The 26,625-nt window shown below is 40.2% G+C and carries 25 protein-coding genes and 1 pseudogene; 12 read left to right on the forward strand and 14 right to left on the reverse strand.

Annotated elements, in window-relative coordinates; genetic code table 11:
• Positions 1-167 precede the first annotated feature (167 nt).
• The 3 genes from CV014_RS14770 (at position 168) to CV014_RS14780 (ending at position 1,153) form a co-directional block, all read left to right on the forward strand.
• Positions 168-464 (forward strand): hypothetical protein, encoded by a 297-nt coding sequence (locus tag CV014_RS14770; RefSeq protein ID WP_236142726.1) that lies wholly within the window; start codon positions 168-170, stop codon positions 462-464.
• A 162-nt stretch (positions 465-626) separates the two neighbouring features.
• Positions 627-1,004 carry a phage tail assembly protein gene (locus tag CV014_RS14775; protein ID WP_236142727.1) on the forward strand — a complete coding sequence of 126 codons (378 nt, stop codon included), beginning with the start codon at positions 627-629 and terminating at the stop codon, positions 1,002-1,004.
• On the forward strand, positions 959-1,153 hold the full coding sequence (locus tag CV014_RS14780) for a DUF6760 family protein (protein WP_236142728.1): 195 nt from the start codon (positions 959-961) through the stop codon (positions 1,151-1,153). Before CV014_RS14775 ends, CV014_RS14780 begins: the two co-directional genes overlap by 46 nt.
• A 128-nt stretch (positions 1,154-1,281) precedes the next feature.
• On the opposite strand, the gene CV014_RS14785 is transcribed toward CV014_RS14780, so the two are convergent.
• The 3 genes from CV014_RS14785 to CV014_RS14795 form a co-directional block, all read right to left on the reverse strand.
• The gene (locus CV014_RS14785; protein WP_236142746.1) at positions 1,282-2,286 is read right to left on the reverse strand and encodes an aspartate carbamoyltransferase catalytic subunit; all 1,005 of its coding nucleotides are present in this window, start codon (positions 2,284-2,286) and stop codon (positions 1,282-1,284) included.
• A gap of 103 nt (positions 2,287-2,389) precedes the next feature.
• Entirely contained in the window at positions 2,390-3,742 is a 1,353-nt protein-coding gene (mgtE, locus tag CV014_RS14790) for a magnesium transporter (RefSeq protein WP_236142729.1), read from the reverse strand.
• 596 nt (positions 3,743-4,338) lie between these two features.
• Entirely contained in the window at positions 4,339-5,241 is a 903-nt protein-coding gene (locus CV014_RS14795; RefSeq protein ID WP_236142730.1) for an alpha/beta fold hydrolase, read from the reverse strand.
• A 183-nt stretch (positions 5,242-5,424) separates the two neighbouring features.
• Between CV014_RS14795 and CV014_RS14800 the strand changes: the two genes are divergently transcribed.
• From CV014_RS14800 to CV014_RS14830, 7 genes and pseudogenes are all read left to right on the forward strand, one after another.
• Entirely contained in the window at positions 5,425-6,114 is a 690-nt protein-coding gene (locus CV014_RS14800; protein WP_236142731.1) for a hypothetical protein, read from the forward strand.
• A 97-nt stretch (positions 6,115-6,211) separates the two neighbouring features.
• Positions 6,212-6,523, forward strand: a complete 312-nt coding sequence (locus tag CV014_RS14805; RefSeq protein WP_236142747.1) for a carbon dioxide-concentrating mechanism protein CcmK — start codon at positions 6,212-6,214, stop codon at positions 6,521-6,523.
• Positions 6,524-6,614: 91 nt separating this feature from the next.
• The gene (locus CV014_RS14810; RefSeq protein WP_103137240.1) at positions 6,615-6,965 is read left to right on the forward strand and encodes a carbon dioxide-concentrating mechanism protein CcmK; all 351 of its coding nucleotides are present in this window, start codon (positions 6,615-6,617) and stop codon (positions 6,963-6,965) included.
• Positions 6,966-7,625: 660 nt separating this feature from the next.
• On the forward strand, positions 7,626-8,801 hold the full coding sequence (locus CV014_RS14815) for a HetZ-related protein 2 (RefSeq protein ID WP_236142732.1): 1,176 nt from the start codon (positions 7,626-7,628) through the stop codon (positions 8,799-8,801).
• A 284-nt stretch (positions 8,802-9,085) separates the two neighbouring features.
• A pseudogene (locus CV014_RS14820) lies at positions 9,086-10,233 on the forward strand (pilus assembly protein PilB).
• A gap of 353 nt (positions 10,234-10,586) precedes the next feature.
• Complete coding sequence (locus tag CV014_RS14825) at positions 10,587-11,270, forward strand: Crp/Fnr family transcriptional regulator (protein ID WP_236142733.1); 684 nt, start codon at positions 10,587-10,589, stop codon at positions 11,268-11,270.
• Between the two features lie 347 nt (positions 11,271-11,617).
• A complete protein-coding gene (locus CV014_RS14830) occupies positions 11,618-13,402 on the forward strand; it encodes a M61 family metallopeptidase (protein WP_236142734.1) in 1,785 nt (594 codons plus the stop codon).
• Positions 13,403-13,610: 208 nt separating this feature from the next.
• Here the strand turns inward: CV014_RS14830 and CV014_RS14835 are convergent, their stop codons facing one another.
• Positions 13,611-14,396 carry a phosphate ABC transporter ATP-binding protein gene (locus CV014_RS14835; protein WP_236142735.1) on the reverse strand — a complete coding sequence of 262 codons (786 nt, stop codon included), beginning with the start codon at positions 14,394-14,396 and terminating at the stop codon, positions 13,611-13,613.
• An 847-nt stretch (positions 14,397-15,243) separates the two neighbouring features.
• Here CV014_RS14835 and CV014_RS14840 point away from each other — a divergent pair.
• Positions 15,244-15,444, forward strand: a complete 201-nt coding sequence (locus CV014_RS14840; protein WP_236142736.1) for a hypothetical protein — start codon at positions 15,244-15,246, stop codon at positions 15,442-15,444.
• Here CV014_RS14840 and pstB read toward each other — a convergent pair.
• The 4 genes from pstB to pstS form a co-directional block, all read right to left on the reverse strand.
• Complete coding sequence (gene pstB / locus CV014_RS14845; protein ID WP_236142737.1) at positions 15,427-16,209, reverse strand: phosphate ABC transporter ATP-binding protein PstB; 783 nt, start codon at positions 16,207-16,209, stop codon at positions 15,427-15,429. The genes CV014_RS14840 and pstB overlap by 18 nt on opposite strands.
• A gap of 28 nt (positions 16,210-16,237) precedes the next feature.
• Complete coding sequence (pstA, locus tag CV014_RS14850; RefSeq protein WP_236142748.1) at positions 16,238-17,113, reverse strand: phosphate ABC transporter permease PstA; 876 nt, start codon at positions 17,111-17,113, stop codon at positions 16,238-16,240.
• Positions 17,114-17,151: 38 nt separating this feature from the next.
• Positions 17,152-18,132 (reverse strand): phosphate ABC transporter permease subunit PstC, encoded by a 981-nt coding sequence (gene pstC, locus CV014_RS14855; RefSeq protein WP_236142738.1) that lies wholly within the window; start codon positions 18,130-18,132, stop codon positions 17,152-17,154.
• 88 nt (positions 18,133-18,220) lie between these two features.
• Positions 18,221-19,261, reverse strand: coding sequence for a phosphate ABC transporter substrate-binding protein PstS (gene pstS, locus CV014_RS14860; protein WP_236142739.1), 1,041 nt, complete (start codon positions 19,259-19,261; stop codon positions 18,221-18,223).
• Positions 19,262-19,848: 587 nt separating this feature from the next.
• On the opposite strand from pstS, the gene CV014_RS14865 reads away from it, so the two are divergent.
• Complete coding sequence (locus CV014_RS14865; RefSeq protein ID WP_236142740.1) at positions 19,849-20,049, forward strand: hypothetical protein; 201 nt, start codon at positions 19,849-19,851, stop codon at positions 20,047-20,049.
• A 153-nt stretch (positions 20,050-20,202) separates the two neighbouring features.
• On the opposite strand, the gene CV014_RS14870 is transcribed toward CV014_RS14865, so the two are convergent.
• From CV014_RS14870 to CV014_RS14895, 6 genes are all read right to left on the reverse strand, one after another.
• Positions 20,203-21,558, reverse strand: coding sequence for a (Fe-S)-binding protein (locus CV014_RS14870; RefSeq protein ID WP_236142741.1), 1,356 nt, complete (start codon positions 21,556-21,558; stop codon positions 20,203-20,205).
• Between the two features lie 48 nt (positions 21,559-21,606).
• Positions 21,607-22,872: an FAD-binding oxidoreductase gene (locus CV014_RS14875; RefSeq protein ID WP_236142749.1), complete on the reverse strand. Its 1,266-nt coding sequence runs from the start codon at positions 22,870-22,872 to the stop codon at positions 21,607-21,609.
• 178 nt (positions 22,873-23,050) lie between these two features.
• Positions 23,051-23,275, reverse strand: coding sequence for a type II toxin-antitoxin system HicA family toxin (locus CV014_RS14880; protein ID WP_236142742.1), 225 nt, complete (start codon positions 23,273-23,275; stop codon positions 23,051-23,053).
• Between the two features lie 3 nt (positions 23,276-23,278).
• Positions 23,279-23,488, reverse strand: coding sequence for a type II toxin-antitoxin system HicB family antitoxin (locus CV014_RS14885; RefSeq protein ID WP_236142743.1), 210 nt, complete (start codon positions 23,486-23,488; stop codon positions 23,279-23,281).
• A gap of 145 nt (positions 23,489-23,633) precedes the next feature.
• Positions 23,634-25,004, reverse strand: a complete 1,371-nt coding sequence (locus tag CV014_RS14890) for an NAD(P)/FAD-dependent oxidoreductase (protein WP_236142744.1) — start codon at positions 25,002-25,004, stop codon at positions 23,634-23,636.
• Between the two features lie 492 nt (positions 25,005-25,496).
• Positions 25,497-26,625, reverse strand: a 1,129-nt coding sequence (locus CV014_RS14895) for an NAD(P)/FAD-dependent oxidoreductase (RefSeq protein ID WP_236142745.1), incomplete at its 5' end; no start/stop codon positions are given.

Consider the following 26,625-nt stretch of genomic DNA (forward strand, 5'->3'; position numbering starts at 1 on the left):
ACCAGAAAATTTGGTGCTAGTTGCTGTACTCTCGCTGCTAACACAACGGCAATATTGCATGAGGAAAATCCACACTGCGATATTGTCTCCCCTACGTATCTGTTCAACAATCAAGTAGGAATCCGATATATATCGTGCTATTAGTTAATAAAGCATGAGACTTACTGATGTTACAAACTGAGTTTGAATTTACTTTACCTAAAGGCTATCTGGATGAAGATGGAAATTTACATCGCACAGGAGTAATGCGTTTATCTAGAGCAATTGATGAAATTGTGCCATTGCGTGATCCGCGTGTGAAATCTAATCCTGCTTATGCAACCGTGATTATTTTATCTCGTGTGATTATTCGTTTAGGTGCATTAGATGAGGTGACACCTGCTGTAGTAGAAAATTTTTTTGCCTGCGATTTAAGTTATTTACAACAATTTTATCGTCAAATTAATGAATTAAAAGAGGAATAATACCAATTTTGTATTTTGGATTTTGGATTAAAAGCCTAGATTATTAGACTATTCCAGAATTTTGAAACAATACCACCTATCTTAATTTTATATAAAATGGTGATCAGAGACTAGAAATTTAAAATTATGAGTTTTTTCTAATATTTAATTTGTTTATATATTATGAAGAATGAAGAAATTTTTTGTACAGAATTTGAATTTATTTTACCCAGAGGTTTGTTAGATGCAGAGGGGAATTTACATCGTCATGGTGTGATGCGTCTGACGACCGCTAAAGATGAAATTATGGTGCAGAGAAACCGCGATGCTCAAGAAAATTCTAGTTATGCTGTGATTGTCATGTTATCTAGAGTCATCACTAAATTGGGCAGTTTGACAGAAATAACTCCTGATTTATTAGAGAATCTTTTTTCTAAAGATTTAGCTTATTTAAGAGAGTTTTATAATCGCATTAATCAACAAGGTGATGTTTATATTCCTGTGCAGTGTCCCCAGTGTCAGAGTCAGTTTCAAGTGGAGTTAGCCTTAGCGGGGGAATAGCTGGCTACCCCTCAGAACTGCTAGATGAGGAGGTAGCCTGTATTGCGTATCATTTTCACTGGAGTTTAGCAGATATTCTCAGTTTAGAACATCGCGATCGCCGTCGTTGGGTAGGAGAAATCGGTAAAATCAAAGCTGATGAGTGCTGAGTGCTGAGTGCTGAGTGCTGAGTGCTGAAGTCAGAAATAAATTCTACCCAGTCCCCAGTCCCCAGTCCCCAGTCCCCAGCGAAGCACTGAGCTTGTCGAAGTGTCCCCAGTCCCCAGTCCCCACTCCCTCAAGTTTTCCCACTACCCAACAAATACAATAACGCCATCCGCACAGCTACACCGCTTGTCACCTGGGACTGAATCAAGCTAAATTCTGGATCATCCATTAGATCAGAACTGATTTCTACACCGCGATTGACTGGCCCTGGATGCAATACTTTGACATGAGGCTGACAAAGTTGTAATTTGCTGCGTGTAATCCCAAATAACTGATGATATTCTCGTAAACTTGGCAGTAAATGGGCTGTCATGCGTTCTTTTTGTAAACGCAACGTCATGACAAAATCTGCATTTTCTAAAGCTGGTTCTAATTGCCAGTGAATAAATAGTTTACCAGGGGGAATATCTGTGCCTTCTGCATAGATATATTCAGCAAAGAATTTAGGTAATAAAGTCGGCGGTGCAGCTAGATGTACTTCCGCGCCACTAGCAATTAAACTCCAAATATTAGAACGAGCAACACGCGAATGCAGAATATCCCCGACAATAGCGATTTTCTTATCCTGTAACAGATCCAAACGCGGATTTTCTGCGTCAATCAGACTACAAATAGTAAATAAATCTAGTAGTGCTTGGGAAGGGTGTTCATGTTGTCCATCACCGGCATTGAGGACACTCACTTTGACACCTAAACGATCCATTTCATCAGCGATCGCATTTGGTACTCCGGCTTCTTTATGGCGAATCACCATAATATCAGTTCCCATCGCCAAATAAGTTTTCGCTGTGTCAAGAATTGTCTCACCTTTAGTCATGGATGAAGTAGCAGCAGCAAAGTTGAGGGTATCTGCACTCAAACGTTTAGCGGCGATTTCAAAACTACTGCGAGTGCGGGTAGATGGTTCAAAAAATAAATTCGCCACCACCTGTCCTTGCAAAGCTGGGACTTTCTTTGTCCGCCGTGACAATACCTCACGAAAACTAGCAGCAGTTTTGAGGACAGTATCGTATTCAGCAGCCGTGAAGTCAGCTAAAGACAGAACGTGATGACGATTCCAAGTAGATGTAGGCATAGATTGGGGACTGGGAATTGGGCATGGGGCATGGGGCATGGGGCATTGGGTAGAAATTTTCCCCCTACACCCTTACACCCTTACACCCTTACACCCCTAATTTCTAACTAGGTAAATTAAATACTTTCAACGCTACGGAAATCATTGTGAGGAAGGTTAAGAATCCAATTGTGTCTAGCATGGTGGTGACTAAAGGGCCACTCATCAGGGCAGGATCTAGCTTGAGGCGTTTGAGTGCCATCGGCAGGAGAGTTCCCAAGGTGACAGCTACCATTGTATTAGTTGCCATGACCACACCGGCAATTAAAGCCACCCATCTTTCCTGGGGTCTAGCCCAAATTAATGATAAGGCAAACATGGTGAGGGCTAAAACTACGGCTGTGCCTAAGCCTGCGAGGATTTCTTTCCGCAGAATTTTCATTGTATCTTTAGGTGTGACCTCCCCTATCCCTAAACCCCGAATTGTGACTGTGAGGGCTTGGATGCCGACAGTGCCACCTGTGTTAGAAAATATGGGCATAATCACAGCTAAGACCGGCACAGCTGAAATTACCGATTGAAAAGGCGCGATCGCACTGGCTGCACCAATATACAATGCCATAATCCCCAATAGCCAGGGCAAACGCTTGCGAATGGTGATGTGGGCGGGAGATAAAGCTTCTTCATCGCCGCTAGCACCGGCTAATCTTTGAAAGTCTTCTGTGGCTTCTTCTTCTAGAACATCGACGATATCATCAATCGTAATAATACCGACTAATCTATCTTCTTTGTCCACCACAGGCACAGCAATCAAGTCATAGCGTTTCATGACTTGGGCGACTTCTTCTTGGGGTGTATCAGTTCTTACCCTAATTACGCGATCGCTGGCAATATCCCGAATCAAAACTTCTGGGAAGGTAAATAATAATTGCCGCAATGACACAACCCTGACTAGCTTGCGGTTATCATCGGTGACGTAAGCATAGTAAATGGTTTCTTTGTCTTCATCCTGACGGCGAATTTTACTGAGGGCTTCACCGACAGTCAAACCTTCCCGCAAACGGACGTATTCCGTCGTCATGATTCTTCCGGCTGTGTATTCGGGATAGCCGAGAATCGTAGCGGTGGCTTGTCGTTGTTCTGGACTGAGTTCTCGTAATAGCTTTTTGATGACTACAGCAGGTAATTCATCAAATAATTCTGCCCGTTCATCAGGACTCATCGCCTCTACCAATTGTACGACTTGGGTATCATGTAGAGAATTGATCAGTTCTTCTTGAATTTCTGTGGGCAAATATTCAAATACATCAATTGCTTGATCTTTGTTGAGTAAACGAAATGCGATCGCGCGCTGTTTTTCTGGTAATTGTGCGATATACTCTCCCACATCTACCGGTGGTAACTGATTTAAATCCCATTTGAGCTGGTTTAAATCGGCAATATCCAAACCTGAATTGCGAATATCCTGTATGAGCATGATGATACCTCCTAAAGTCTCCCCCGCGCTGGGAGACTCTCTCGCCAGCTTAGAGGAGGATAATACTGCCGTCTGGTGGACTTTTGTCCATAAAATCTCAAAAATTGAACTCGATATTTAATCAAAGCACCGCTAACCAATCATCCTAGCCTGGAATTTGGTGAACAGCATAGCTTTTGATGAAAAACCCGCAAGATTTTTAAATTTCCGCACGAGTTAGCTATGGGTCGGTGATTGTGACTTAGTTGTAGATTCTACTATTCTAAGAACTTCTGTCAAGCGTATTTGTAGCGTAGGCAATCTTACTAGACTGTCAGTTAAATGTTCATTATTGACTTGACATCTGTATGAATTTTAGCGATCACTTTTAATTGAGTGTGTAGGCGTAGTCCGCCGCAGGTATCGCTAGAATATCATTGAAAAATCTATCTGTGTGTCACTAGAAGAAGGCAAATAATTAAAGGTTTGTAGTGAGAACTTTAGTTCTCTCTTATCTACGAGAGGCTGCGCGAACAGCAAAGGACTAAAGTCCTTACTACGAAATGAATTCTATTATTTTTATATTGTTTAACATAGTTTGGTTTTTTCCAGTTGTTCTACTTAAGTTGTTCTTCTCTACTAAATTTGAGGATATATTGAGCAGTAGCTTGAGGTTGTTCTAAATGAGGAACATGACCACAATCGTCAATCCAAATTAATTGACTTTGAGGAATAGCACGTTTAAATCTTTTAGCATCTTCCGTACCTAAAATTTTGTCACTATCACCCCATAAAATTAAAGTTTGCTGCTGAATTTCCGCCAACTTTTTAAATCTAAAAGCACTATAACCACCGCTTTTAGTAAAACTAATTAAAGCCTGTGACCAATTGCTCATTTCTAGATGTAATGCAGTACAACAAAGAGCATCAACAGAAGCTAAATTGACATTTTTATAAGCAGTACGAGTCACGCGATCGCGCACTTTTAAACTTTGCAAAAATCCTGTAGCCCAAGCATCCAAAGGCGGAAACATCAATTTAGCTAAAGGCGAACCACCCCTTAAACCCGCACTGTCAATTAACACCAATTTTTTCACAGCCTCTGGATAAGTCAGAGTAAAATCAATGGCGGCTGCACCTCCCATTGATGCACCCACTAAAATCATTGGTTCTTGAATTAGAGTTTTCCAAAAATAATAGAGATGGGTTTTAATTGCCAGTGGACTAAACTGAATTCCTGCAAGCCTATCTGTAAAGCCAAATCCCAATAAATCCACTGCCCAAGTTTCATTTTCTTGTGCTAACAATGGCAAAAGCCGCCGAAATTCTAAAACAGAACTATCAAAGCCATGAATTAATAAAATTGGTGTCCCACCACTTCCTTGAAGTACATAAGAAGTAGTAATGGGCAAATTAATTAAAGGAGTTGCGATCGCCTGAGTTTGTATACTTTGAGCAAGCGCGATTGAGGTAGGTTCTGTAAGTTGTGTAACTGTGCTTGGTAAGAAGTTTGGAAACATAGTCAATAGTCAATAGTCTCAATAGTCATTAGTCATTAGTCATTAGTTATTAGTTTTTCTCCTCTCCTACCTTGTCTACCTTGTCTCCTTTTCCCAATCCCCAATCCCCAATCCCCAATACGTAAGTCATAGCAATTTTGGGGATATATAAAAGAGTAATTGAAAATCTATGTCGTAAAAAAAATGATGCGATTTTTTGGGACTCGTTTGTGGTTGAGGTGGACTTTCATCACTTTGGCTGGTTTTCTCGTGGGTGGGGTTTTAGGTATGCTTGGGGGATTTTTGGGAGTTCCTCTCATTGGCTATCCACTAGCCCTGGTAATTCCAGGATGTCAAGGACAAGGGGCGATTGGATGTTTCTTGATTGGTGCTACTTTAGGTGCAGGTTTGGGGCTAGGGGTATCTGTTGGTACTGCCCAAAGGTTTATCCTGCGTAGTATTGTACCGCGTTCTTGGTGGTGGATTTTAGCTTCGGCTCTGGGTTGGTGCGGAATTGCTTACACGTTGACTATGATGCTATACTCGGCAGTCCCCGCACCAGGTTCACCTGATTTTGGTAAACCAATTTGGGCAATTATACCTTCAGCTTGGGGTGCGATCGCGCAAGTTACATTATCAGGCGCGCTGATGGGATTATTTCAATGGCTGATTTTGCGTGGGAGTCTGCAAAAATCATTTTGGTGGATACCAGCAAATGCCATCATTATGCTAATAGCAGCCTTGGGTGTCTTAGGCTTAGGCTATAGCATTGGTGGTTTACCTGGTATGGGTGCTTTCATCGTCAGTTTTTCGCCAATCTATGCAATATCTAGTGGAATAATTTTTGGTTGGCTTAGACAACAAAACCGTACTCCAACATCGGATGAAGTTTGAAGTTTAATTGCGGTCAATGAAAAATTATTCTGTTGTCAAAATCAGGACAAAGCCTCGTAAAATTAATATTACTTATCATTTATTAGGAGCTGATGCCATGCCAATGGCGGTTGGCGTAATTGAAACTTTAGGTTTTCCGGCTGTACTAGCCGCAGCCGATGCAATGGTAAAATCTGCCGCAGTGACTCTGGTGTATTATGGTCAAGCGGAAAGTGCGCGTTTGTTAGTGGCTGTGAGGGGACAAGTAGCAGAAGTAAAAACAGCAGTAGCAGCTGGGATTGAAGCTGGTGAACAAGCTTACGGTGGTGAAGTCATCACCCATTACATAGTTCCCAATCCTCCAGATAACGTGGAAGCAATATTACCCATCCACTTCACTCAAACATCAGAACCGTTCCGCATCTTCTAAGCAATTTCGCTATCAAAAATTGTAACGAAACTGCGTAAAATTAACACTCATACCCTCTACCCCATACTTTTATTCATACAGGAGATCACTAATGTCATTACAAGCAGTTGGAGCGTTAGAAACTAAGGGTTTTCCTGCTGTATTAGCCGCAGCAGACGCAATGGTTAAAGCAGGACGAGTTACCTTAGTAGGCTATATCCGTGTGGGTAGCGCACGCTTTACAGTGAATATTCGCGGTGATGTTTCCGAAGTGAAAACTGCGATGGCGGCTGGGGTAGAAGCAGCACAAAACGTTTATGGTGGTACTTTAGAGTCTTGGGTGATTATTCCCCGCCCCCATGAAAACGTAGAAGCCGTATTACCAATTGGCTACACCGAAGCCGTACAACAATATCGAGACTCTGTAGAAAACCCCATTATTCGCTCATCCAACGGACGCTAGAACAAAGGCATTCCTGTAAAAGTTAAGAATACTGGTGTTTTCCAAACTATTCCCCTTATTCTAGTGAGTACCCGTAAGGGTACTTTTAAGTTTTTGGGTCAAGTTCTCGATGACACAAATCAATCTAGGAACTTGAAGAACTCATATCAATTTTGGATTTGGGATTTTGGATTCAAAGCCTAGATTCTTAGACTGTTCCAGAATCTCGAAACAATACTACTTATCCCAATTTGGTATCATAAGTTGACTCAAAAGAAAGATTACAAATGTTCTCATTTTTCACCTTAAGTTCGTAAGCTGAAACTTAAAGGCGAAAAACACCGTCGTCTGGAGGTAAATCCCACTATATCCAGTACAAAAGTGCTTAACGTCGTTTTTTCTCAACACCCTTGCAAGTGCGTCCTCTACTTTGAAAGTGTAATTCCTAAACAAAAGTATACAAAGCTTTAACTGAATTTCAGGGCAGTCAAATCCTTGAACCACCGTAATTTCCGGGTTCGAGGCAAGAGAAATTAATATATTTTCGCGTAAATTCTTGCATAAAGTTAGCCAGTAAAGACGTAATAACAATGTAATCGCTGAGAAGTCTTCATGAAGATGACGGACTTACGGGCAACTAACTGCTAGCTAATCATTTGAGGACGACTAAAGGGGGTTGTGATGCAAACTTTAAAACAGGGTTTCGAGGAGCGCAATCTCGCTATGGTAACGGAAGCAGAAAAACTAGCGCAATTTTGGCGCAAACGGCTAGCTGCGGAGTGTCCAGAACAAAGTGTAGCTGCTAGGGAAAGTATTGTTCTCTGGCTTTTAGGTCGTGATTCACAACGGTTTGATCTGCTGAGTCCCAAGGAACTCGACATTGCTAAACAGGCGATGGAATATCGCTGGAAAATCCTAATTCAACGCTACTTAGGCTTAGGCAGAGACAAAGCCTATCGCAACTTGATTACTCGCTTAGGCAGTTTAGTTACATTACGCAATAAAATTCAAACTTGGATTTCCCTGAGTCGCGATCGCCAACGCAGCGTTATGGATGTTTTGCAGGAGGTGCTGCAAGAACTGTTGCAAAGCGATAACTATATGCAGCAACAAATGGCTTACATCGCCGAAATCACCTTAGATAAACGTCTCAAAGATACATTACTTTTTGCCACCACAGAAGAGTATTGTTTAAGACCAGTACGTAACCAACCGTTGTTAGTTTATCGGTTTGTCAACTATCTACGGCGATCGCAACGCGGTGGTTTAACCCAAGTCCCAGGAAGCGACTTGGTAAGGTTAGTTTCTGACGAAATGCTCACCGATGATAGCGATAATCGCGTTAACTTAGTAGATAATCAAGCGATCGCCGAATATCAAGAAGCGCAGCAACTAGAAGAACAACAAGCAGTACGTCAAACCGTCCAACAAGAATTTGCCAGTTACCTAGAAGAAAACCTGGGTAGTGAGGCCGTAGAGTGGCTCAAACTCTATCTCCAAGGCAAATCTCAAGATGAAATCGCCAAAAAAATTAACAAACCCATCAAAGAAATCTATCGTCTACGGGAAAAAATTAGCTATCACGCCATCCGTGTATTCGCCCTCAAAGGTAAACCCGAACTAGTCGATAACTGGTTATCCATTTCCTTACAAGAGCATAATTTAGGTTTAACCACCAACCAGTGGCAGCAACTATATGAAAAATTAACTCCCATCGGTAGACAAGTATTAGATTTACGCAAAGCCGGTCACTCTACTGAAGCTGTAGCCGAACAATTAAAGCTGAAACCGCATCAAGTCATGGGTGAATGGACAAAAGTATATCTAGCAGCCCAAGCTATCAGAACTCAAGAATAAATCAAACAGCGAATAGGGATTGGGGACACTTCGACAAGCTCAGTGCTTCGCTGGGGATTGGGGACTGGGGACTAGGCAAGCACTTCTGTCTATTCTCCATAAATCAGAGCAAATACCATCATTGAATTCTTCCCCCTGCCCCCTGCCCCCTGCCCCCTGCCCTCTGCTCCCTGCCCCTTGCCCCCTGCCCCGATGACATTTCAGAATTTAAGAAGTATATTTATTTACTGCCAACTAGCTAACAGCAACATAAAATATTAAAGTCACACCAAGCAAATAAAACTATGTGGTCTTCAGAGGGTAAACCAGCTGATACCGAAGCCAGTACAGGTCAAATATTACACGCGACCTCCAGTAAATGGGAGGAAGAATCAGAACGCGAACCAATATTTAAACTGATCGATAACCTATTATCATTTGAAGCCTGCCTATATCACCAAATTCTGCCCCTCAGACTAGAGGAAAATCAACTGTTACTGGGTATGGTTCATGCACAGGATGGTGGGGCTTTAGATTATGTCAGTCGCATTGTCTCTTATCTCAACTACACAATTACCACTCAAGAAATCGCTGCCGAGACTCACCGCAGCATTCTTTCTCTCTATCTCAGTTATAAAAATACATTTTCTTCAGATGAGCAACAGATAGAAACACCGCAAATCAACACAGACTTAGAAGAAAATACCGATCAACAAACTGAGGAAATTGGTGTTTCTACCCAAACCTTAGAACAGACACCTCCACTCAAAGCCTATCAAAGAACAAGAAACCATATAGAAATTCCTACCCCTGACAACAAGCCACCGTTTAGTGATGTGACTGTTTTGCAGTTACACTCCCCCGAAGTATTTACCCCCACCGACTCATTGACAAATTTACCTCCTAAGCAATTACTAGAAGAGTTACTAGCACGAGTCTTAAGTGGAGGGATTGGCCGCCTTTATTTAGAAAGACAGCCATATCAAGGCAGAATTATCTGGAGTGATAACGGTGTTTTGCAATCAGTGTTAGAAAATATACCTTTATCTGGATTCCAAGGAGTATTAAATGAATTAAAGCGTTTCGTCGCCCTACCCGTGACAAGACACGCTGAACCTAGACAAGTAGAAAAAGAATGCTTGTATCAGCAAACTCGCGTATTATTACGCATTAGGGTAATGCCTGGCAGCTATGGCGAAGAAGCGACATTACAAGTGCTGCGGGGGGCTGCATTAAAGTTCTATCAACAGCAACAGGTAATTCATCTCAGTCGCGATATCATCGGTATTTCCCAGCAACTTAGTCATAAATTACACGAACTCAACCAAAGACTGCTGTTAAATCCCGCACTCATACTGAACAATCAGAAGCTGTAAAAGTTCTGAACCGACTAGCAGAAAATTTAGATCAACAAATCAAAATACTGACAGCAAATAACCAGTTACCAATATAAAGCCCATGACTGCCGTCAGTAAAACCTCTGATTTCGATTTTCCACATAATTGTTATGTTGTAATGGCAACCTAGACTCTCCTTTTTAAGAGTTATGGTTCAAAATATCATAAAGTTGATGTCTTATTTCATAGTCAGATTTTGGTTTGAAAATTTTAAAATAGCCATTTTATCCAAATTCACAATCCAGTTTTTGATGACAAAATCAAGAATAATAGCTCCTTGATTGCATACAAGTTGTTCAACTGTAAATTAAGTTATTATTGATTTGAATTGTGTATTTTGGATGATCATAACTGACCGAATAGCTAGATTTATTTTCCATTACCAAATTTATTAATTAGTAGATATTTCATGCAAACCGAGGTTTTTAGTGAAATTTTCCCTTTGTTGAGTACAGCTAGTCCACAAACTCTAGAGTGGCTACTCAACGTTGCTACTGAACACGAATACCCCGTGGGCAGAGCTGTATTAATGGAAGATGCTTGGGGGAATGCTGTTTACTTTATCGTTTCTGGATGGGTGAAAGTCAGACGCACTTGTGGCGATGATTCCGTAGCTTTAGCCATTTTGGGTAAAGGAGATTTTTTTGGGGAAATGGCGATTTTAGACGAATCTCCCCGTTCTACTGATGTGATAGCCCTTTCTCCAGTAAAATTACTGAGTATTTCCAGAGAAAGATTTATCCAAATTCTCTTTAAAGACCCCCAATTACATCACCGAATGTTGCAATTGATGGTGCGGAGATTGAGACAAAATAATCAACGTTTACAACTTAGGTCTTCACCACCTGCTGTGAAACTGGCACATACTTTAGTCAGTTTAGGAGAAAGCTATGGTCAAGAATTAGAAACGGGTAAAGAAATTTTAAATATACCTTTTAAAGATTTAGCCGAAGTTACAGAAATTGGTGTAGAAGAAACTACTAAAATTATGGAAAAACTGAATGAAAAAGGTTGGATTAAAATTGATCATGGCAATAATATTGTTCAGCTAATTAATTTTAAGCAGTTGACCAACCTAGCCGGCAAGGTCTGATGCGTTGTAACGTTTCAGCCCTGATTGACTAAGCAAATCTTAATTCTTTATTAATTATTTAGGGCTTTAAGGGAATAAAATTTAATATTTATTTTATAAATAACATTCTGAGGTAACAGCATTTTGCTGTAAAAAAGTCAGTTCCGTGGTACTTAGTATCGACATAACCAGCATTGGTGAGCATAAGTCTAGTAATTTTAATCAAATAGGCTCTATTGTAGTAATTAGGATTACTACATAAATAAATGCTGACTATAAACTCCATAACTATTGACTATTGACCATTAACTATTAACTATTAACTATGGACTGACTTTTGACTCAGAACTTATCACTTTTAACTACAGATGACTGAAGCAACAGCACCTCGTATCGATATTGGCGTTCAGGAAACCGTGCCGACGATTCATTATCAGGTGGCAATGCCCCAACCAGAAACGCATCTATTTGAGGTTAGTTTACAAATTGTAAACCATCCATCATCAATTCTTGACTTAAAAATGCCGGTATGGACACCAGGATCATACTTGGTGCGGGAGTATGCCAAAAATTTACAAGACTTTACGGCTTTCGGTGCAGACCAGCCTTTAAACTGGCGCAAAGTCAGCAAAAATCACTGGCAAATCAATAAAGATGATGTATCAGATGTAACTATAAAATATCGAGTATTTGCCAATGAGTTATCGGTAAGAACTAATCATTTAGATTCTACTCACGGCTATTTTAACGGAGCAGCATTGTTTTTAAGGCTGGTGGGCTGTGATAATTTACCGATAATTGTGACTGTTGTACCTCCGTATCCGCACTGGCAAGTCACCACTGCCTTACCGAAAATGAAGGAGCAGTATAATACCTTCTACGCCAGTGACTTTGATACTTTGGTGGATAGTCCGTTTGAGATTGGGGAGCATCAGCTGTATAGTTTCGATGTGTTGGGTAAGCCTCATGATCTGGCAATTTGGGGACAGGGAAATTTTCAGGTACAGCCACTCATTAGCGACATTCAAAAAATTGTGCAGGTAGAAGCGCAAATGTTTGGCGGTCTACCCTATGACCGTTACCTGTTTTTAGTACATTTATTTGCTCAAGCTTATGGTGGTTTAGAGCATAAAAACTGTTGTTCGCTGATTTACCAAAGATTTGGCTTTCGTACCCAAGATAAATATGAACGCTTTATCCAACTGGTAGCGCACGAGTTCTTTCACCTATGGAACGTCAAACGCATTCGTCCCAAAGCGTTGGAAGTGTTTAATTACGACCAAGAAAGCTATACTCCTTCTTTGTGGTTTTGTGAGGGGACTACGAGTTATTATGACCTGATTATTCCTTTAAGGGCAGGAATTTATGAGGTCAAGACTTATCTCAACTACTGGAGTAAGGAAATTAGTAGGTTTTTGACGACTCCAGGACGGAAAGTCCAATCATTGGCTGAGTCGAGTTTTGATGCGTGGATTAAACTATACCGTCCCGATGCGAATAGTGGCAATTCTCAAGTCTCCTATTATTTGAAAGGAGAAATGGTGTCTTTGTTACTGGATTTGCTGATTAGATGGCGACATCGCAACCGGCGTTCTCTGGATGATGTGATGCGTCAAATGTGGCATGAATTTGGTCAGCCGGAAATTGGCTACACTCCACAACAGTTGCAAGCAGTAATTGAATCTATAGCAGAAGTTAACTTGACTGACTTTTTTGCACGCTATATTGATGGCACAGATGAATTACCGTTTGATGAGTATTTAGAGCCGTTTGGCTTACGTTTAGTGGCGGAGAAGGAAGAAGAACCCTATCTAGGAATGAAGGTAAATACTGAGAATGGTAGGGAGATGATTAAGTTTGTAGAAACTGCTTCTCCGGCGCAACTAGCGGGAATTGATGCAGGTGATGAGTTGCTAGCGATCGCAGGTATTAAGGTGACAGCTCATCAACTGAGCGATCGCCTGAAAGACTATCAAGCTAGTGATATCATCGAATTCACAATTTTCCATCAAGATGAACTGCGGACTGTACCTGTGACTCTTGGTCAACCACGACCAGTAAAGTATCAGGTAGTGCCGGTAAAGAATCCCACCGCCACACAGCAGGAGAATTTTGCTGGTTGGTTGGGTACACCACTATCTGCTATTTGCTAATCATAATTCTCCGGTCAGTCTCTCATACCAATTTTGGATTTTGGATTTTGGATTTTGGATTAACAGCCTAGATTCTTAGACTGTTCCAGAATCTCGAAACCATATTACCTATACCAATTTGGTATCAGTCAAGGGAGACTGGCTTTGCAGGTTTTCAAGCAAAAAATAATATAACCGCTTTGACAAGGGAAACAGAAAAAAAGAAATTTTAATTGATACGAGTAATAACATACTCACGGGTTCGAGAATGAAGCGGGTTGGTAAAGATTTTTTTGGTGACACCAAATTCCACCAGTTCGCCGACTCGATTCTCATTCAAGTGAAAAAAGGCGGTAAAATCAGATACGCGGGTCACTTGTGATAAATTGTGGCTCACGATAACTATAGTGATTTCAGAACGCGAACGCAAGCTTTGAATTAAACTCTCAACTTTCATACTAGCGATCGGATCAAGGCCAAAACAAGGTTCGTCCATTAAGATCACCTTTGGCTTAACAGCTAACGCACGCGCAATACACAGCCTTTGCTGTTGACCACCAGACAAGTCTAAAGCCGACTTATGGAGTTTATTTTTCAACTCATCCCACAAATCAGCATCTTTGAGTGCTGATTCGACAATCCCATCAATTTCTACCTTCGGTCGCCATCCGATAATTTTCACTCCATAAGCGACATTATCATAAACACTCATAGGGAAAAGATTCGGCTTAGAAAGCACTATACTAACTTGACGGCGTAAGCGATTCAAATTGATTCGTCGTTCATAAATGTTTTGATTAAAAAATTCCACTCTACCTTCAACCCTAATCTCTGTATCTAGTTCATTCATGCGGTTTAGAGATTTGAGAAAAGTAGATTTACCACAACCACTAGGGCCAATAATCGCAGTTACTTTACTTTGGTAAATATCCAGAGATACACCTTCTAGGATTTTTTGGGTGTCGTAATAAAAACTGAAATTTTTAACTCTGATGGCGGGAACTAGCTTATTCATGCTGCTCAACTGGTGTGATAATTAAGTAATTCAATACAGCAAACACAGTACAGGTCATGCTGTTTGATGCCTTGTCTAGCCAAGAGGGATTTTTTATAGCTTTGGAACACAGGGATAAAAATGAATCGGTAGATAAATTCAGTTTTCAGTATAATCATTTTCTTTCACCTCGAAAGTGGATTACTAATACATGATGTTAAAATCAAGCAGATAACAAATTATTCCAATAGAGATAAGAAGCGTACTGAAGTTTTTTCAAAAATCAAATTATTAATTCCATAGAACAATAAATTTCAGTTAAGGTTAAAAATTAAATCTGGTGTGAGTCGAATTTCCTTCCTCGACCCAAAGTCCTTCAAACTTGTTGGGTTTAGCTATCGCTCAACGCAACCAACAGTTCCTATTAACTGAACTGCATTGTCCTATAAGTAGAACGGTGTAGATAATTCAAGAGTTGTATGTAGTGAGGACTTTAGTCCTCTAATAAGGACTGAAGTCCTTACTACGAACTAGATACCAATCTTTTTACATTACTTCACATAGTTTGGGTTTTTCAAGTCGTTCTACTTAGATAAAATAGGTTGACAATCTAGATGATTTGGCGATGAAATCTTTGATGTATCACATTAGATATATGGAAGCTTCACTATTAATATTACAAAATATATGAGTAATCTAGGAATATATAAATTCAAAACATTACTAAACTCTCGCACAAGTAGAGGCAAAAGTTTATCAAAGCTTTTTAATTTTATGTGGCTAGATTTTTTATCTTAAGAATGTTTTTAGAAAATTAAGGCAATAGAGCAGTTACAAACAAGATCCCCGACTTTTCAAAAGTCAGGGATTGGGGATTGGAGATTGGGGACACTTCGACAAGCTCAGTGCTTCGCTGGGGACTGGGGACTGGAAGGTAGACAAGGTAGACAAAGTAGAGTTTATTTCTCTATCACTACTCAGCACTCATTACTCAGCACTCATTACTCAGCACTCATCACTCATTACTCATTACTCATCACTCCGACAGGACTTAACCAAAACGTCCTGAAACGTAATCACGGGTGCGAGGATCGAGGGGATTGCTAAAAATTTGAGTTGTAGTACCGAACTCCACCATTTGACCAATACGACTTTCATCGGTACTGAAAAAAGCTGTAAAATCAGAAACGCGAGTTGCTTGTTGCATATTGTGGGTGACAATGGCAATGGTCAGTTCAGAACGCAAGCTATGAATTAGTTCTTCGACTTTCATAGTTGCAATGGGGTCGAGTGCTGAACAGGGTTCATCCATTAACAATACTTTTGGTTTGATAGCTAAAGCACGAGCAATACATAATCGCTGCTGTTGACCTCCAGAAAGACCAAGTGCTGATTGCTTGAGTTTATCTTTAACTTCACTCCAAAGTGCTGCGCCTTTGAGTGCAGATTCTACGATATCATCTAATTCTGCTTGTGGTAGTCCGCCTGATATTCTCACACCATAGGCAACATTTTCATAGATGCTCATAGGAAAAGGATTTGGTCTTTGAAAGACCATACCAATTTGACGGCGGAGTCTATTGATATTTATACGGGGGTCATAAATATTTTGACCGAATAATTCTACTTTTCCTTCTACTTTTACGGGGCCTTCTAATTCACTAATACGATTGAGGGTTTTGATAAATGTAGATTTACCACAACCGCTAGGCCCAATAATTGCAGTGACATGGTTTTGGTAAATATCCATAGACACCCCTTCAATAGCCTTGGAGGTGGTGTTGTAATAAAAGCTGAGACTTTTAACTCTAATAGCTGGATTTAACTGATTCATGATGCTAGGGATGTCTGACAGTTTTAATTCACTTTTTCTTACTAGTAACTAACCGAGAAATGAGGCTAACACACAAAACTAAGCCAAGTAAAATAATAGAAGTTGTCCAAACTAATTGACTGCGTTCTGGGTCGGGGTCGTTGTAGAGATTAAAGATTAATACGGGTAGGGAAGCGGTGGGAGTGAGTAATCCCGCAGACCAGTCAAGACTAAATAAAGCAGTAAAAATAAGCGGTGCGGTTTCGCCTGCTGCACGCGCTACAGCCAATAAAACACCTGTGGTAATTGTGGGGATAGCGGCTGTAACGACGATGCGAAAAGTAGTTTGAAAGCGTGTCCCTCCTAAAGCAGCCGAGGCCAGACGCTGTTCTATAGGGATGAGTTTTAACGCTTCTTCCGTGGTGAGAACAATAATGGGTAACATGATAGTTGCTAAGGCAAAACCACCTGCGATCGCACTAAAACTTTTGGTTGATAAAACTATCACACCATAAGCAAATATACCCACAACAATAGAAGGAACGCCAGTGAGAATACTGGTAATAAATCGGACGAAACGAGTGATGGAATTGGTTTGAGCAAATTCTGCTAAAAATATGCCTGTAAATAATCCTATAGGAATACTAAATGATGAGGCGATCGCTACAACTGTAATTGTTCCTAAAATGGCATTACCAAAACCATTATCAATGACTGATTTGACAAACATTTCTGTTTTAATTCCGCCTATACCTCGCTTGATAATTTCCCATAAAATTGAAAACAGAGGAATTAATGCTAAAGCTGCAAAGGCGAAGGCCATAAAATTCATTAAATAGGTAAATAATAGCCTTCTTGATGGGAGAGGACTATATAATTCTGCGGCTAGAAGTTTATCTACTTCTGGCTGTTGATAATTTTCCATATTGTTCATCGGTGCAATAATTAATTGACATTGAATATCTATTTATTTTTCTGACCAAACCACTGCACTACTAATCTAGCGATGATGTTGATAATTAAAGTCAGAGCGAATAGGATTAAGCCTAAATAACTTAATGCGCCGATGTGTAATCCTGGTTCAGCTTCAGCGAATTCATTAGCTAATACAGAGGGAATAGTATAAGCTGGGTCAAGTAAAGATAAACTAATTTGGGCAGAGTTCCCAATTACCATAGTTACAGCCATAGTTTCACCCAAGGCGCGTCCTAAAGCTAACATAGCTGCACTGACGATTCCCGAAAAACCCGCAGGTAATAACACACGAAAAATAGTTTCCCAACGCGTTCCCCCCAAAGCCATAGAGGCTGTGCGGAGTTCCTTGGGTATGGCTATTAATACATCACGGGAAATAGCTGCCATTGTGGGTAAAATCATAATGGCTAAAATCATCCCGGCGGTTAACATATTTGTCCCAATCGGGAAGTCTGATTTAAAGAATGGTATCCAACTCAAATTTGCAGATAGCCATTGTTGTGCAGGTTCGATGACAGGAATAAAGGTAAAAATCCCCCACAAACCTATAATCACACTAGGAATAGCAGCGATTAATTCCACTACAAATGCTAATGTAGTTTTGACTGATATGGGGAGAAAGTTTTCACTAGTGACTAAAGCAACCGCTATACCTACAGGAAAGGCAATGAAAATCGCGATCGCACTACTAACTAAAGTTCCATAAATATAAGGTAATGCGCCAAAGATTTGATTTCCGACATCCCAATCTCTACCCCATAAAAAACCAATACCGAATTTACCGATGGCGGGTTGAGCTTCATGGAAAATAATCCAACTCATCACAAATAGTATCGCCACTGTCAGAGCCGAAAATGTATAGATTAGCCAAGTAAAGCTCTGATTTAACCAATAATTTATCCCATCATTAGCTGTTAATTCTAAACTGGCATTAGAAACATTATTTTCAGGTTCAGATAAATTTGCCATACCAATTACAAATTCATAAATATGATTGATATGAGAGTAGACAAATAGTCCACCCTCATTAACTAAAGAACTGACAAAAATTCAGTGTTTATTTGACAGTGCTGTTGACTGTTTGTAGTACCCGATTAGCTGTACTAGAAGGAATTCTGGTATAGTTGAGGTCATCATTGAATTGTTGACCATCAGTCAACACCCAATTAATCCATTTTCTAATCGCATCAGCTTTAGCAGCATTAGGATACTTTCTGTAAACCATCATCCAGGTAAGACCGACGATGGGATAACCTTGTCCTGGATCTCCTACAAATACGCGATAATTGTCTGGGAAACTAACAGTCGATAAAGCTGCATTTGCAGTTTGTAAAGAAGGTGCAACAAATTCTCCTCTCTTATTTTGAATTTGTGCTGATCTCAGCTTGTTAGCAACAGCATAGCTATATTCAACATACCCAATAGAACCAGGAGTACGAGCTACTAAAGCAGCTACACCTGGATTACCTTTACCTTTGAGTGCATTTGGTAAAGTCCATTTAGGAGCAGTGTTAGCACCAATTCTACCTTTGAAAAAAGGGCTAATACTGCTTAAATGATTGGTGAAAATGAAAGTTGTACCACTACTATCAGCGCGGACTACAAATTTAATTGGTTGATTTGGTAGATTGACTCCAGGGTTATCAGCCTTGATTTTTGCGTCGTTCCAATTGGTAATTTGACCGGAAAAAATTGCTGGTAATGTAGCGCGAGACAGTCTTAGATTACTGACTCCAGGGATATTGTAAACAACTGAAACCGCACCACCGGCAGTAGGAACTAAGATGACACCATTTTTGACTTTAGCAATTTCATCATCTTTCATTGCAGCATCACTACCACCAAAGTCAACAGTTCCAGCAATGGTTTGACGAATACCACCACCACTACCAATAGCTTGATAGTTGACTTTCAACTCTGGATGCTTCTTTCTCACTTCACGCGCGTATCTTTCGTATAGTGGAGCGGGAAAAGTTGCGCCTGCGCCGTTAAGAGTTTGAGCCTGAGCTGTGGCTGTCAAAATAGGAGTAACAGCAACAGCAGATGCTAATACTGCGGTGCTAAAAACACGCTGAAAAACGGTGGTAAAAAAAACCATATCGCCTCGTAGCTTAAGGAATATTTGCTGCTTGAATCAAAGCCTTCATCAAGCTACATTTTTTGTTTTTAAATCAGGTTAAGGAATGGTAAAAGCACATTTAAAATGTGTTTAAAATAAATTAATCCATAGCAGGCTTTTTTAATAGATGAAGGAAAGTTAAAGATAGATGATGAATTATGGCTTAATTTATAGATTCTGTTATTAATTATGATGGTAAATGTGTAACAGACGTATGCTAATATCGGGGTTTATGTCTATTGAGTCAAAAAGTCCTCACAAATATACAAGGTTCAAAGATATTCATTCAATTGTGAATAATGAAACAAATTTTTGATGATTGCCAATAGATTTTAAGTAAATTCCTTATTAACTAAGAACTATATGATTTTCCTCAAAATATGAATATGTATTGATTGCGGCTTTGAGGTAAATATGGTGTATTACAACTATAGAATTAGCTGGATATTTTGCTAAACTATAGAAGTTTAGTGATACTATTGCATTTTTGAAATATGAGCCAAATACCTGGGTGAAGTTTAAACAATATTTAATAACTAAAATGATATATTTACATCACAATTGTAATGAATTCAGTAAATAATATTTCTAGGAAAATTGATGAGCTAAATTGCAAAAATAAAACTGGCAGAGTCCACATCACCAGACTATCTGCCAGGAATCGACGGTATATTCTCGCCATGTTTGATCGGGGTAGTGCTTATTTATTAGGAAATAATGCCTATCCGCGACTTAGGATAACTGAAATTAATGCTGTTATGGGTTAAGGAAAGTCAACTAAAGGGTTAATTTATAGTTAAATTTTGTGCAGAGATGCTGGAATATACAATAGGGTTTAAGAGAAATAAAAGCCAAAACTAATAACCCCTGTTTCACTAAAAAACAGGGGTTATTGTCTATTAAATAGAATGGAGAAATCGCTATAAATCCAACTTCACACCCCGAATGGAATAATCTAATAATTCCATCGGGTGCATAAGAGTCATATTTTTCCCTTGCAATTGCAAATGCTTAGTAATTTGCAATGAACAGCCAGGGTTAGCAGACGCAATTAATTCAGCACCAGTATTTAATAAATTCTGCACTTTTTGTTTCCCTAATTCTTCCGCAACTTCTGGCTGGAGCATATTATAAACCCCAGCACTACCACAACATAAAGCCGCATCTAATGGTTCTTTTAAATTCACACCTGGAATTTGTCTTAATAACTGTCGTGGTTGTACACTGATTTTTTGTCCATGTAATAAATGACAAGCATCTTGATAAACTAAATTCACAGGTTTATCCGTCACAGGTAACAGTTTTGCTGTTAAACCGACATTACCTAAAAACTCTTGAGCATCTTTAACTTTAGCTGCAAAGTCTTGCGCTTTTTCTCGATATTCTGGATCATCTGCTAAGATGTGACCGTATTCTTTTAAAGTATGACCGCAACCAGCCGCATTGATAATAATGTAATCTACCCCAGTGTTAGCAAAGCTATCAATCATCTGTCTAGCTAATGCTTGCGCTTGTTCTGTTTGTCCTTGGTGTTCTGGGAGTGCTGCACAACAACCTTGAGATTTAGGAATCACAACTTCACAGCCATTCGCCGTTAACACCCTCACAGTTGCTTCATTCACTGGTGAGAAAAATAAGCGTTGTACACATCCCAAAATTACCCCCACACGATAGCGTTTCTTACCCTGTGCAGGAATAATAGTTGGTAGATTGTCTTGAAATGATTTTATGGTGATTTCTGGCAGAATTGATTCCATTGCTGCCAGGCGGGGTGATATTTTATTGAGTAAACCTGTTGCGCGTACCAGTTTAGGTAAACCGAGTTTTTGATAAACAAATAGAGGGATTAATAAAATCCGTAAGATATCTGGATTAGGGAATAAAGCAAATATTAATTGACGAATGAATTTATCTGAGAAAGTGCGGGGATAATTGCGTTCGACTTGGTGGCGAGTAGCAGAAATTAACTTGTCATACTGTACACCAGAAGGACAAGTAGAAACACAAGCAAGACAACCTAAACAAGAATCAAAATGTTGAACGGTAGCTGTATTTAAGGCAATTTCCCCCTCATTAATGGCATCCATTAAATAGATACGTCCTCTAGGGGAATCCATCTCTTTCCCTATTACCCGATAACTAGGACAAGTAGAAAGGCAAAATCCACAATGCACACAACTATCAATTAACTTTGGGTCAGGTGGATGATTACTATCAAAGCCTTTTAAATTTTTCAAACTAGCGACATTATTAGTAGAATCTTCTGAAACTTGCATACTTATTTTCCCCTCTCGATGTCTGTGTCTATTTGTGGGTGACTGGCTTTAAATACCACCAACAAACCGACCAGGACTTAAAAGATTTTTGCTATCAAACTGTTGTTTAATCCGACGCATTAACGGCAAAGCGTTACCTGTGTATCCCCACACATCAATTTGTTGTTTGACCGCTACAGGTGCTTTAATGACGGTGAGAAAACCATGACGAGATTGACAAAGCGATCGCACTTTTAAAGCCTGAGTTTGATTCTGAACCTGCACTACACCCAAACCACTGCTGAGATGCACCAGTCCAATTTCCACTCCCGTCAACACCTCCACAGCAGCAGTTGGTAATATCCCTATTTTGCAGGTAATTGTTGACTCAGTGGCAGGATTATGTATTTTTTCTTGTAATCTCTGCCATAGATTGCTATCATCGGCATCGGCGTAAACTGTTCCTGTTAATCCTAACGTCTGTCCTACCTCTAACATCCGATGGGATTGTTCTTTTACACTTTCAGGAATACTTTGGAAGCGTGCGATTAATCCCATTCCTGTACCCAAACCTAAGCTAGAGACTAATTGCATAGATAATAAATCAGCTTGGGTAGGTGTCAAGGCCGAACCGCGTAAAGTATTAGCCGCTTGCAAAATCGCTTCAGCACTACCAGTCAAAACCACCGTTCCCGACGCTTCCTGTAGAGGATAAACGCGGAAGGTAACTTGGCTAATAATTCCCAATGTCCCGTATGCACCGGTGAACAACTTCATCAAGTCATAGCCAGCCACATTTTTGACCACCCTTCCCCCAGCTTTGGCGATTTGACCATCCGCACGGATAAAGGTAATCCCCAAAAGCTGGTCACGTACACTACCATAACGTTGTCGCAGGGAATTAGTATCAGCAGTGGCGACAATTCCACCAATAGTTGCTGAATCAGGTTTAGAGGGGTCAAGGGCGAGAAATTGCCGTGAATTTACCAAAATTTGCTGAAGATGCCCAAATTTCATCCCAGCTTCCACAGTGACAGTCAAATCACCTACAGCGTGTTCAATCAGTTGATTGAGGTGTTTCGTACTCACCACTACATCAACATCTTGAGTTAAACCACCCCAACTGAGTTTACTCCCACCACCACAGGGAAGAACGCGCCAGTTATGACTGTCAGCCGTGGCGATGACCTCGGCTAGTTGTGCTTGGGTTTGGGGATAGACTATACAACTAGGAGGCTTACCACCAATAGCCTGTAGAATCTGAGGGTTATCTTCTGGGTATACAGTATTTTCTGCGCCAACAATAGATGCAAGAGTAGAAGCAATGGCTGTCATCAGTTTATTTTTGAGTCCCGACATCTCCTTCCTTGTGATGATGACACAAAATAGCCGCCTACAGAACTTGCTCCAGGATTTTAGTTAGCAAAGCACATCAAAGCATCCAATCAGGAAAGGGGCTAACTGCTGATCAAGTCGTTTGTACTTACTTGTAAATTCGTGATGGTTGATTAGCTTACCTTGATTCCAAAAGCTCTTCAACTGTCAATTCGATGTCAACTGCAATCTGTCTAAGAAGTCTAGGCGAAATATCACGACCTTTGTGAAATGGAACAGTTGTTGCTCGACCATCTTCATGGCGAAACTGCTTATGTGAACCTTTTTGACGAACTTCTACAAAACCTAGATTTTCTAGTATGCGAACAACTTCTTGAGGTTTCAAAACAGGAATACTGCTCATGATTTATGAAATGACAATTTGCTGAATTCCAACAAACTCCGTTGTAAAAGTTGGATTGTCATCCTCTAATAACATCTCAATTACTTCACGCATATTTACTTGTAGTTCGTCTAAAGTTTCAGCTTGGGAATGCGCGCCAGGAAATCCTGGAATGTAGCCCACATATAAACCAGTGTCAAGGTCTTTCTCAACAACCGCAGTAAATATTTTCATATTTCATCACACTTCACACAGGCTTCTTTGCCCACAGCATAACATAAGCTGAATAGTAAAATTGTACCTATTGATAAGGAAGCTAAACAAACATAAATAAGGGTGTACGTCTGTACACCCTGAAGATGGAATGATGATCAAACAATTAGACATTGACTGTCTGTTTATTGTTAGCTGGTGCGTAATTAGTTGTATCGCTACTATCGTTAACTTCACTAGCAAAAGCTAATGCTTCTTGACCAGTAATTAATCTTGAACCACGTTTGCGGGTGAAGTAATTCCACGCCCACTGAATCATTACTAATACTTTGCTGTCAAACTCAATTAAAAAGTAGATGTGAATGAATAGCCAGAACGCCCATGCAGAGAAGCCTGTCAATTTGAGCAAGCCTAAGTCTACAACGGCGGCATTTTTGCCAATCATCGCTAGGCTACCATGATCAGTGTATTGAAATGGTTGCAGAGTTTTACCACGCAAACGTCTTCTAATTAATTTGGCGACGTATTCACCTTCTTGAATCGCCACTGGCGCGACACCTGGGAGGGGTTGACCGTTGTAGTGGGAGAAGTTGGCTAAGTCGCCAATCACAAAAATGTTGTCGTATCCTTTAATGCTTAAGTCGGGTTCTACAATAACTCGTCCGGCGCGATCGCATTCTACCCCAGTTCGTTCGGCTAATACTTTACCCATTGGGGAAGCTTGCACGCCTGCTGCCCATAATACAGTCTTGGCGGCAATTTCTCTAAATTGATCGCCTTGTTTGACGGTGACGATATCATTGTCAATATTTGTCACGCGGGTTTGAGTTTGGACAATCACACCCAACTTTTGCAAAGACTCTGCTGCTTCTTGCGATAACTCTGGTGCTAAGGCTGGGAGTAGGCGATCGCCACCTTGTAATAGTACAATTCTAGTTTCTGAGGTGTCGATGTTGCGGAAGTCTTCTTGCAAAGTTTTGTAAGCTAACTCTGCGATCGCACCCGCTAATTCTACCCCTGTCGCACCACCACCTACAATCACAAATGTCAATAAAGCCCGGCGTTTTTCGGGGTCAGTTTCTTTTTCTGCGGCTTCAAAGGCTGAAAAGATGCGGCGACGTATTTCTATCGCATCTTCCATCGTTTTCAAGCCAGGCGCAACCTCTTGCCAATTATCTTTACCAAAATAGGAATGCTTCGCACCTGTAGCAACAATTAATGTATCATAAGGGACTACTTTATCATCCAAAATAACTTGTTTTGTTTCTGGATTAATATCACTTACTTCACCCAGCAATACTTGTGTATTTTTGCATTTGCTGAGTACAGATCGTAAAGGTGAGGAAATATCAGCAGGTGATAGCGTACCTGTAGCAACTTGATATAAAAGTGGTTGGAATAAGTGGAAATTACGTTTATCAATGAGAGTCACATTTACATTCACATTGGCCAGTGCTTTTGCTGCGTACAGTCCACCAAAACCACCACCAACAATTACGACCTGATGTGGTTGATGATTCTCAAGTGAAGCTACCATAAGAGACTTTCCTTGTTTTGAGAACTTTGTAACTATTCTTAATGAATATGTAACAAAATTGTGATGATTGTTGCGGCTTGTTTTGAACAATTGTCAAAGTCATAAAAATGATCAATTTTACGATTTGTGAGATTTTCAGGACATTTTTACTCACCAAATACTTGATGAGTAGATGAACTAATAAAATCAAAAAGCTTATTTCACAAGATTTAGAGAAATTTGCCTGATAAATATAGTTGACAAATTAGAATTTCCTATTCTTGCTAAAGAAATTTCTTATTGAGAATACAAAAAGAAATCATCAGTTTATAAATGATGAGTAGTTACTATCAAAAATTTTAAGAAATGCAAGATTGATAGACACGCTAAAAATAATTGTGGAATAGGTATTTTGCCTATATACAGCAATATACCTATTCCACAAATTTGAATCTAAATATGTTCCCTATTCCCTATGCCCTATGCCCTATTCCCTATTCCCAATCCCCATTTTTAGACATTAACTGGCTGTCTATTTTCTTTCGGCTGATAATGTCCGTTACTGTTCACAGCTTTTATGTCTAGAGAAACTTCTTGACCGGTAATCAATCTAGCTCCACGATTACGAGTGATATAATTCCACACCCACTGAATCATGACTACTAACTTATTGTCAAACTCAATTAAGAAGTAGATGTGAATTAATAACCAGAATAACCATGCAAAGAAGCCTTTCAATTTCATAAAGCCTAAATCGACAACTGCGGCATTCTGCCCAATCATCGCTAGGCTACCGTGATCAGTATAATTAAAGGATGGTAGAGTTTGACCTTTTAAACGTTTCTGCACCAATGCGGCGACATATTCACCTTCTTGTTTAGCGACAGGCGCGACACCTGGAAGGGGTTTACCGTTTTGGTGGGAGAAGTTGGCTAAGTCGCCGACGACGAAAATATTACTATGTCCCTTAATACTTAAGTCTGGTTCTACGATAACTCTTCCGGCGCGATCGCATTCTGCACCTGTACGTTCTGCTAAGACTTTACCCATTGCGGAAGCTTTCACACCAGCCGCCCATAATACTGTCTTAGAAGCAATTTCTGTAACTTGATCACCTTGTTTGACGGTAACAATATCATTTTCAATATTTGTCACCATAGTTTTTGTTTGGACTACCACACCCAACTGTTGCAAGGATGCTTCTGCTTCTTGGGATAATTCTGGTGCAAATGGTGGGAGGACTCGATCTAAACCTTCTAAGAGGATAACTTGTGCTTCTGTGGTGTCGATAGTGCGGAAGTCTTCTTTGAGGGTTTGGTAAGCTAACTCTGCGATCGCACCCGCTAATTCTACTCCGGTAGGGCCGCCACCCACAACCACAAAAGTCAGCCAAGCCTTGCGTTTTGCTGGATCTTTTTCCTTTTCTGCGGCTTCAAAGGCTGAAAAAATCCGTCGCCGCATTTCAATTGCATCTTCTACAGTCTTTAACCCTGGTGCGAACTCTTCCCAGTTATCTTTACCAAAATAGGAATGCTTCGCCCCTGTAGCCACAATTAAGGTGTCATATGGTATTTTCTCATCACCCATGATCACTTGTTGTGCTTGTGGGTCAATATCATTGACTTCTCCTAGCAGCACTTTT

It is taken from the genome of Nostoc sp. CMAA1605, assembly GCF_021596505.1.
Classification (GTDB): domain Bacteria; phylum Cyanobacteriota; class Cyanobacteriia; order Cyanobacteriales; family Nostocaceae; genus Trichormus.

What these genes read in the sequence shown, in the direction of transcription:
- CV014_RS14770 (WP_236142726.1), top strand. Translation starts at nt 168, where the DNA reads ATGTTACAAACTGAGTTTGAATTTACTTTACCTAAAGGCTATCTGGAT.
- CV014_RS14775 (WP_236142727.1), top strand. Translation starts at nt 627, where the DNA reads ATGAAGAATGAAGAAATTTTTTGTACAGAATTTGAATTTATTTTACCC.
- CV014_RS14785 (WP_236142746.1), bottom strand. Translation starts at nt 2,286, where the DNA reads ATGCCTACATCTACTTGGAATCGTCATCACGTTCTGTCTTTAGCTGAC.
- mgtE (WP_236142729.1), bottom strand. Translation starts at nt 3,742, where the DNA reads ATGCTCATACAGGATATTCGCAATTCAGGTTTGGATATTGCCGATTTA.
- CV014_RS14795 (WP_236142730.1), bottom strand. Translation starts at nt 5,241, where the DNA reads ATGTTTCCAAACTTCTTACCAAGCACAGTTACACAACTTACAGAACCT.
- CV014_RS14800 (WP_236142731.1), top strand. Translation starts at nt 5,425, where the DNA reads ATGATGCGATTTTTTGGGACTCGTTTGTGGTTGAGGTGGACTTTCATC.
- CV014_RS14805 (WP_236142747.1), top strand. Translation starts at nt 6,212, where the DNA reads ATGCCAATGGCGGTTGGCGTAATTGAAACTTTAGGTTTTCCGGCTGTA.
- CV014_RS14810 (WP_103137240.1), top strand. Translation starts at nt 6,615, where the DNA reads ATGTCATTACAAGCAGTTGGAGCGTTAGAAACTAAGGGTTTTCCTGCT.
- CV014_RS14815 (WP_236142732.1), top strand. Translation starts at nt 7,626, where the DNA reads ATGCAAACTTTAAAACAGGGTTTCGAGGAGCGCAATCTCGCTATGGTA.
- CV014_RS14825 (WP_236142733.1), top strand. Translation starts at nt 10,587, where the DNA reads ATGCAAACCGAGGTTTTTAGTGAAATTTTCCCTTTGTTGAGTACAGCT.
- CV014_RS14830 (WP_236142734.1), top strand. Translation starts at nt 11,618, where the DNA reads ATGACTGAAGCAACAGCACCTCGTATCGATATTGGCGTTCAGGAAACC.
- CV014_RS14835 (WP_236142735.1), bottom strand. Translation starts at nt 14,396, where the DNA reads ATGAATAAGCTAGTTCCCGCCATCAGAGTTAAAAATTTCAGTTTTTAT.
- pstB (WP_236142737.1), bottom strand. Translation starts at nt 16,209, where the DNA reads ATGAATCAGTTAAATCCAGCTATTAGAGTTAAAAGTCTCAGCTTTTAT.
- pstA (WP_236142748.1), bottom strand. Translation starts at nt 17,113, where the DNA reads ATGGAAAATTATCAACAGCCAGAAGTAGATAAACTTCTAGCCGCAGAA.
- pstC (WP_236142738.1), bottom strand. Translation starts at nt 18,132, where the DNA reads ATGGCAAATTTATCTGAACCTGAAAATAATGTTTCTAATGCCAGTTTA.
- pstS (WP_236142739.1), bottom strand. Translation starts at nt 19,261, where the DNA reads ATGGTTTTTTTTACCACCGTTTTTCAGCGTGTTTTTAGCACCGCAGTA.
- CV014_RS14865 (WP_236142740.1), top strand. Translation starts at nt 19,849, where the DNA reads ATGAATTCAGTAAATAATATTTCTAGGAAAATTGATGAGCTAAATTGC.
- CV014_RS14870 (WP_236142741.1), bottom strand. Translation starts at nt 21,558, where the DNA reads ATGCAAGTTTCAGAAGATTCTACTAATAATGTCGCTAGTTTGAAAAAT.
- CV014_RS14875 (WP_236142749.1), bottom strand. Translation starts at nt 22,872, where the DNA reads ATGACAGCCATTGCTTCTACTCTTGCATCTATTGTTGGCGCAGAAAAT.
- CV014_RS14880 (WP_236142742.1), bottom strand. Translation starts at nt 23,275, where the DNA reads ATGAGCAGTATTCCTGTTTTGAAACCTCAAGAAGTTGTTCGCATACTA.
- CV014_RS14885 (WP_236142743.1), bottom strand. Translation starts at nt 23,488, where the DNA reads ATGAAAATATTTACTGCGGTTGTTGAGAAAGACCTTGACACTGGTTTA.
- CV014_RS14890 (WP_236142744.1), bottom strand. Translation starts at nt 25,004, where the DNA reads ATGGTAGCTTCACTTGAGAATCATCAACCACATCAGGTCGTAATTGTT.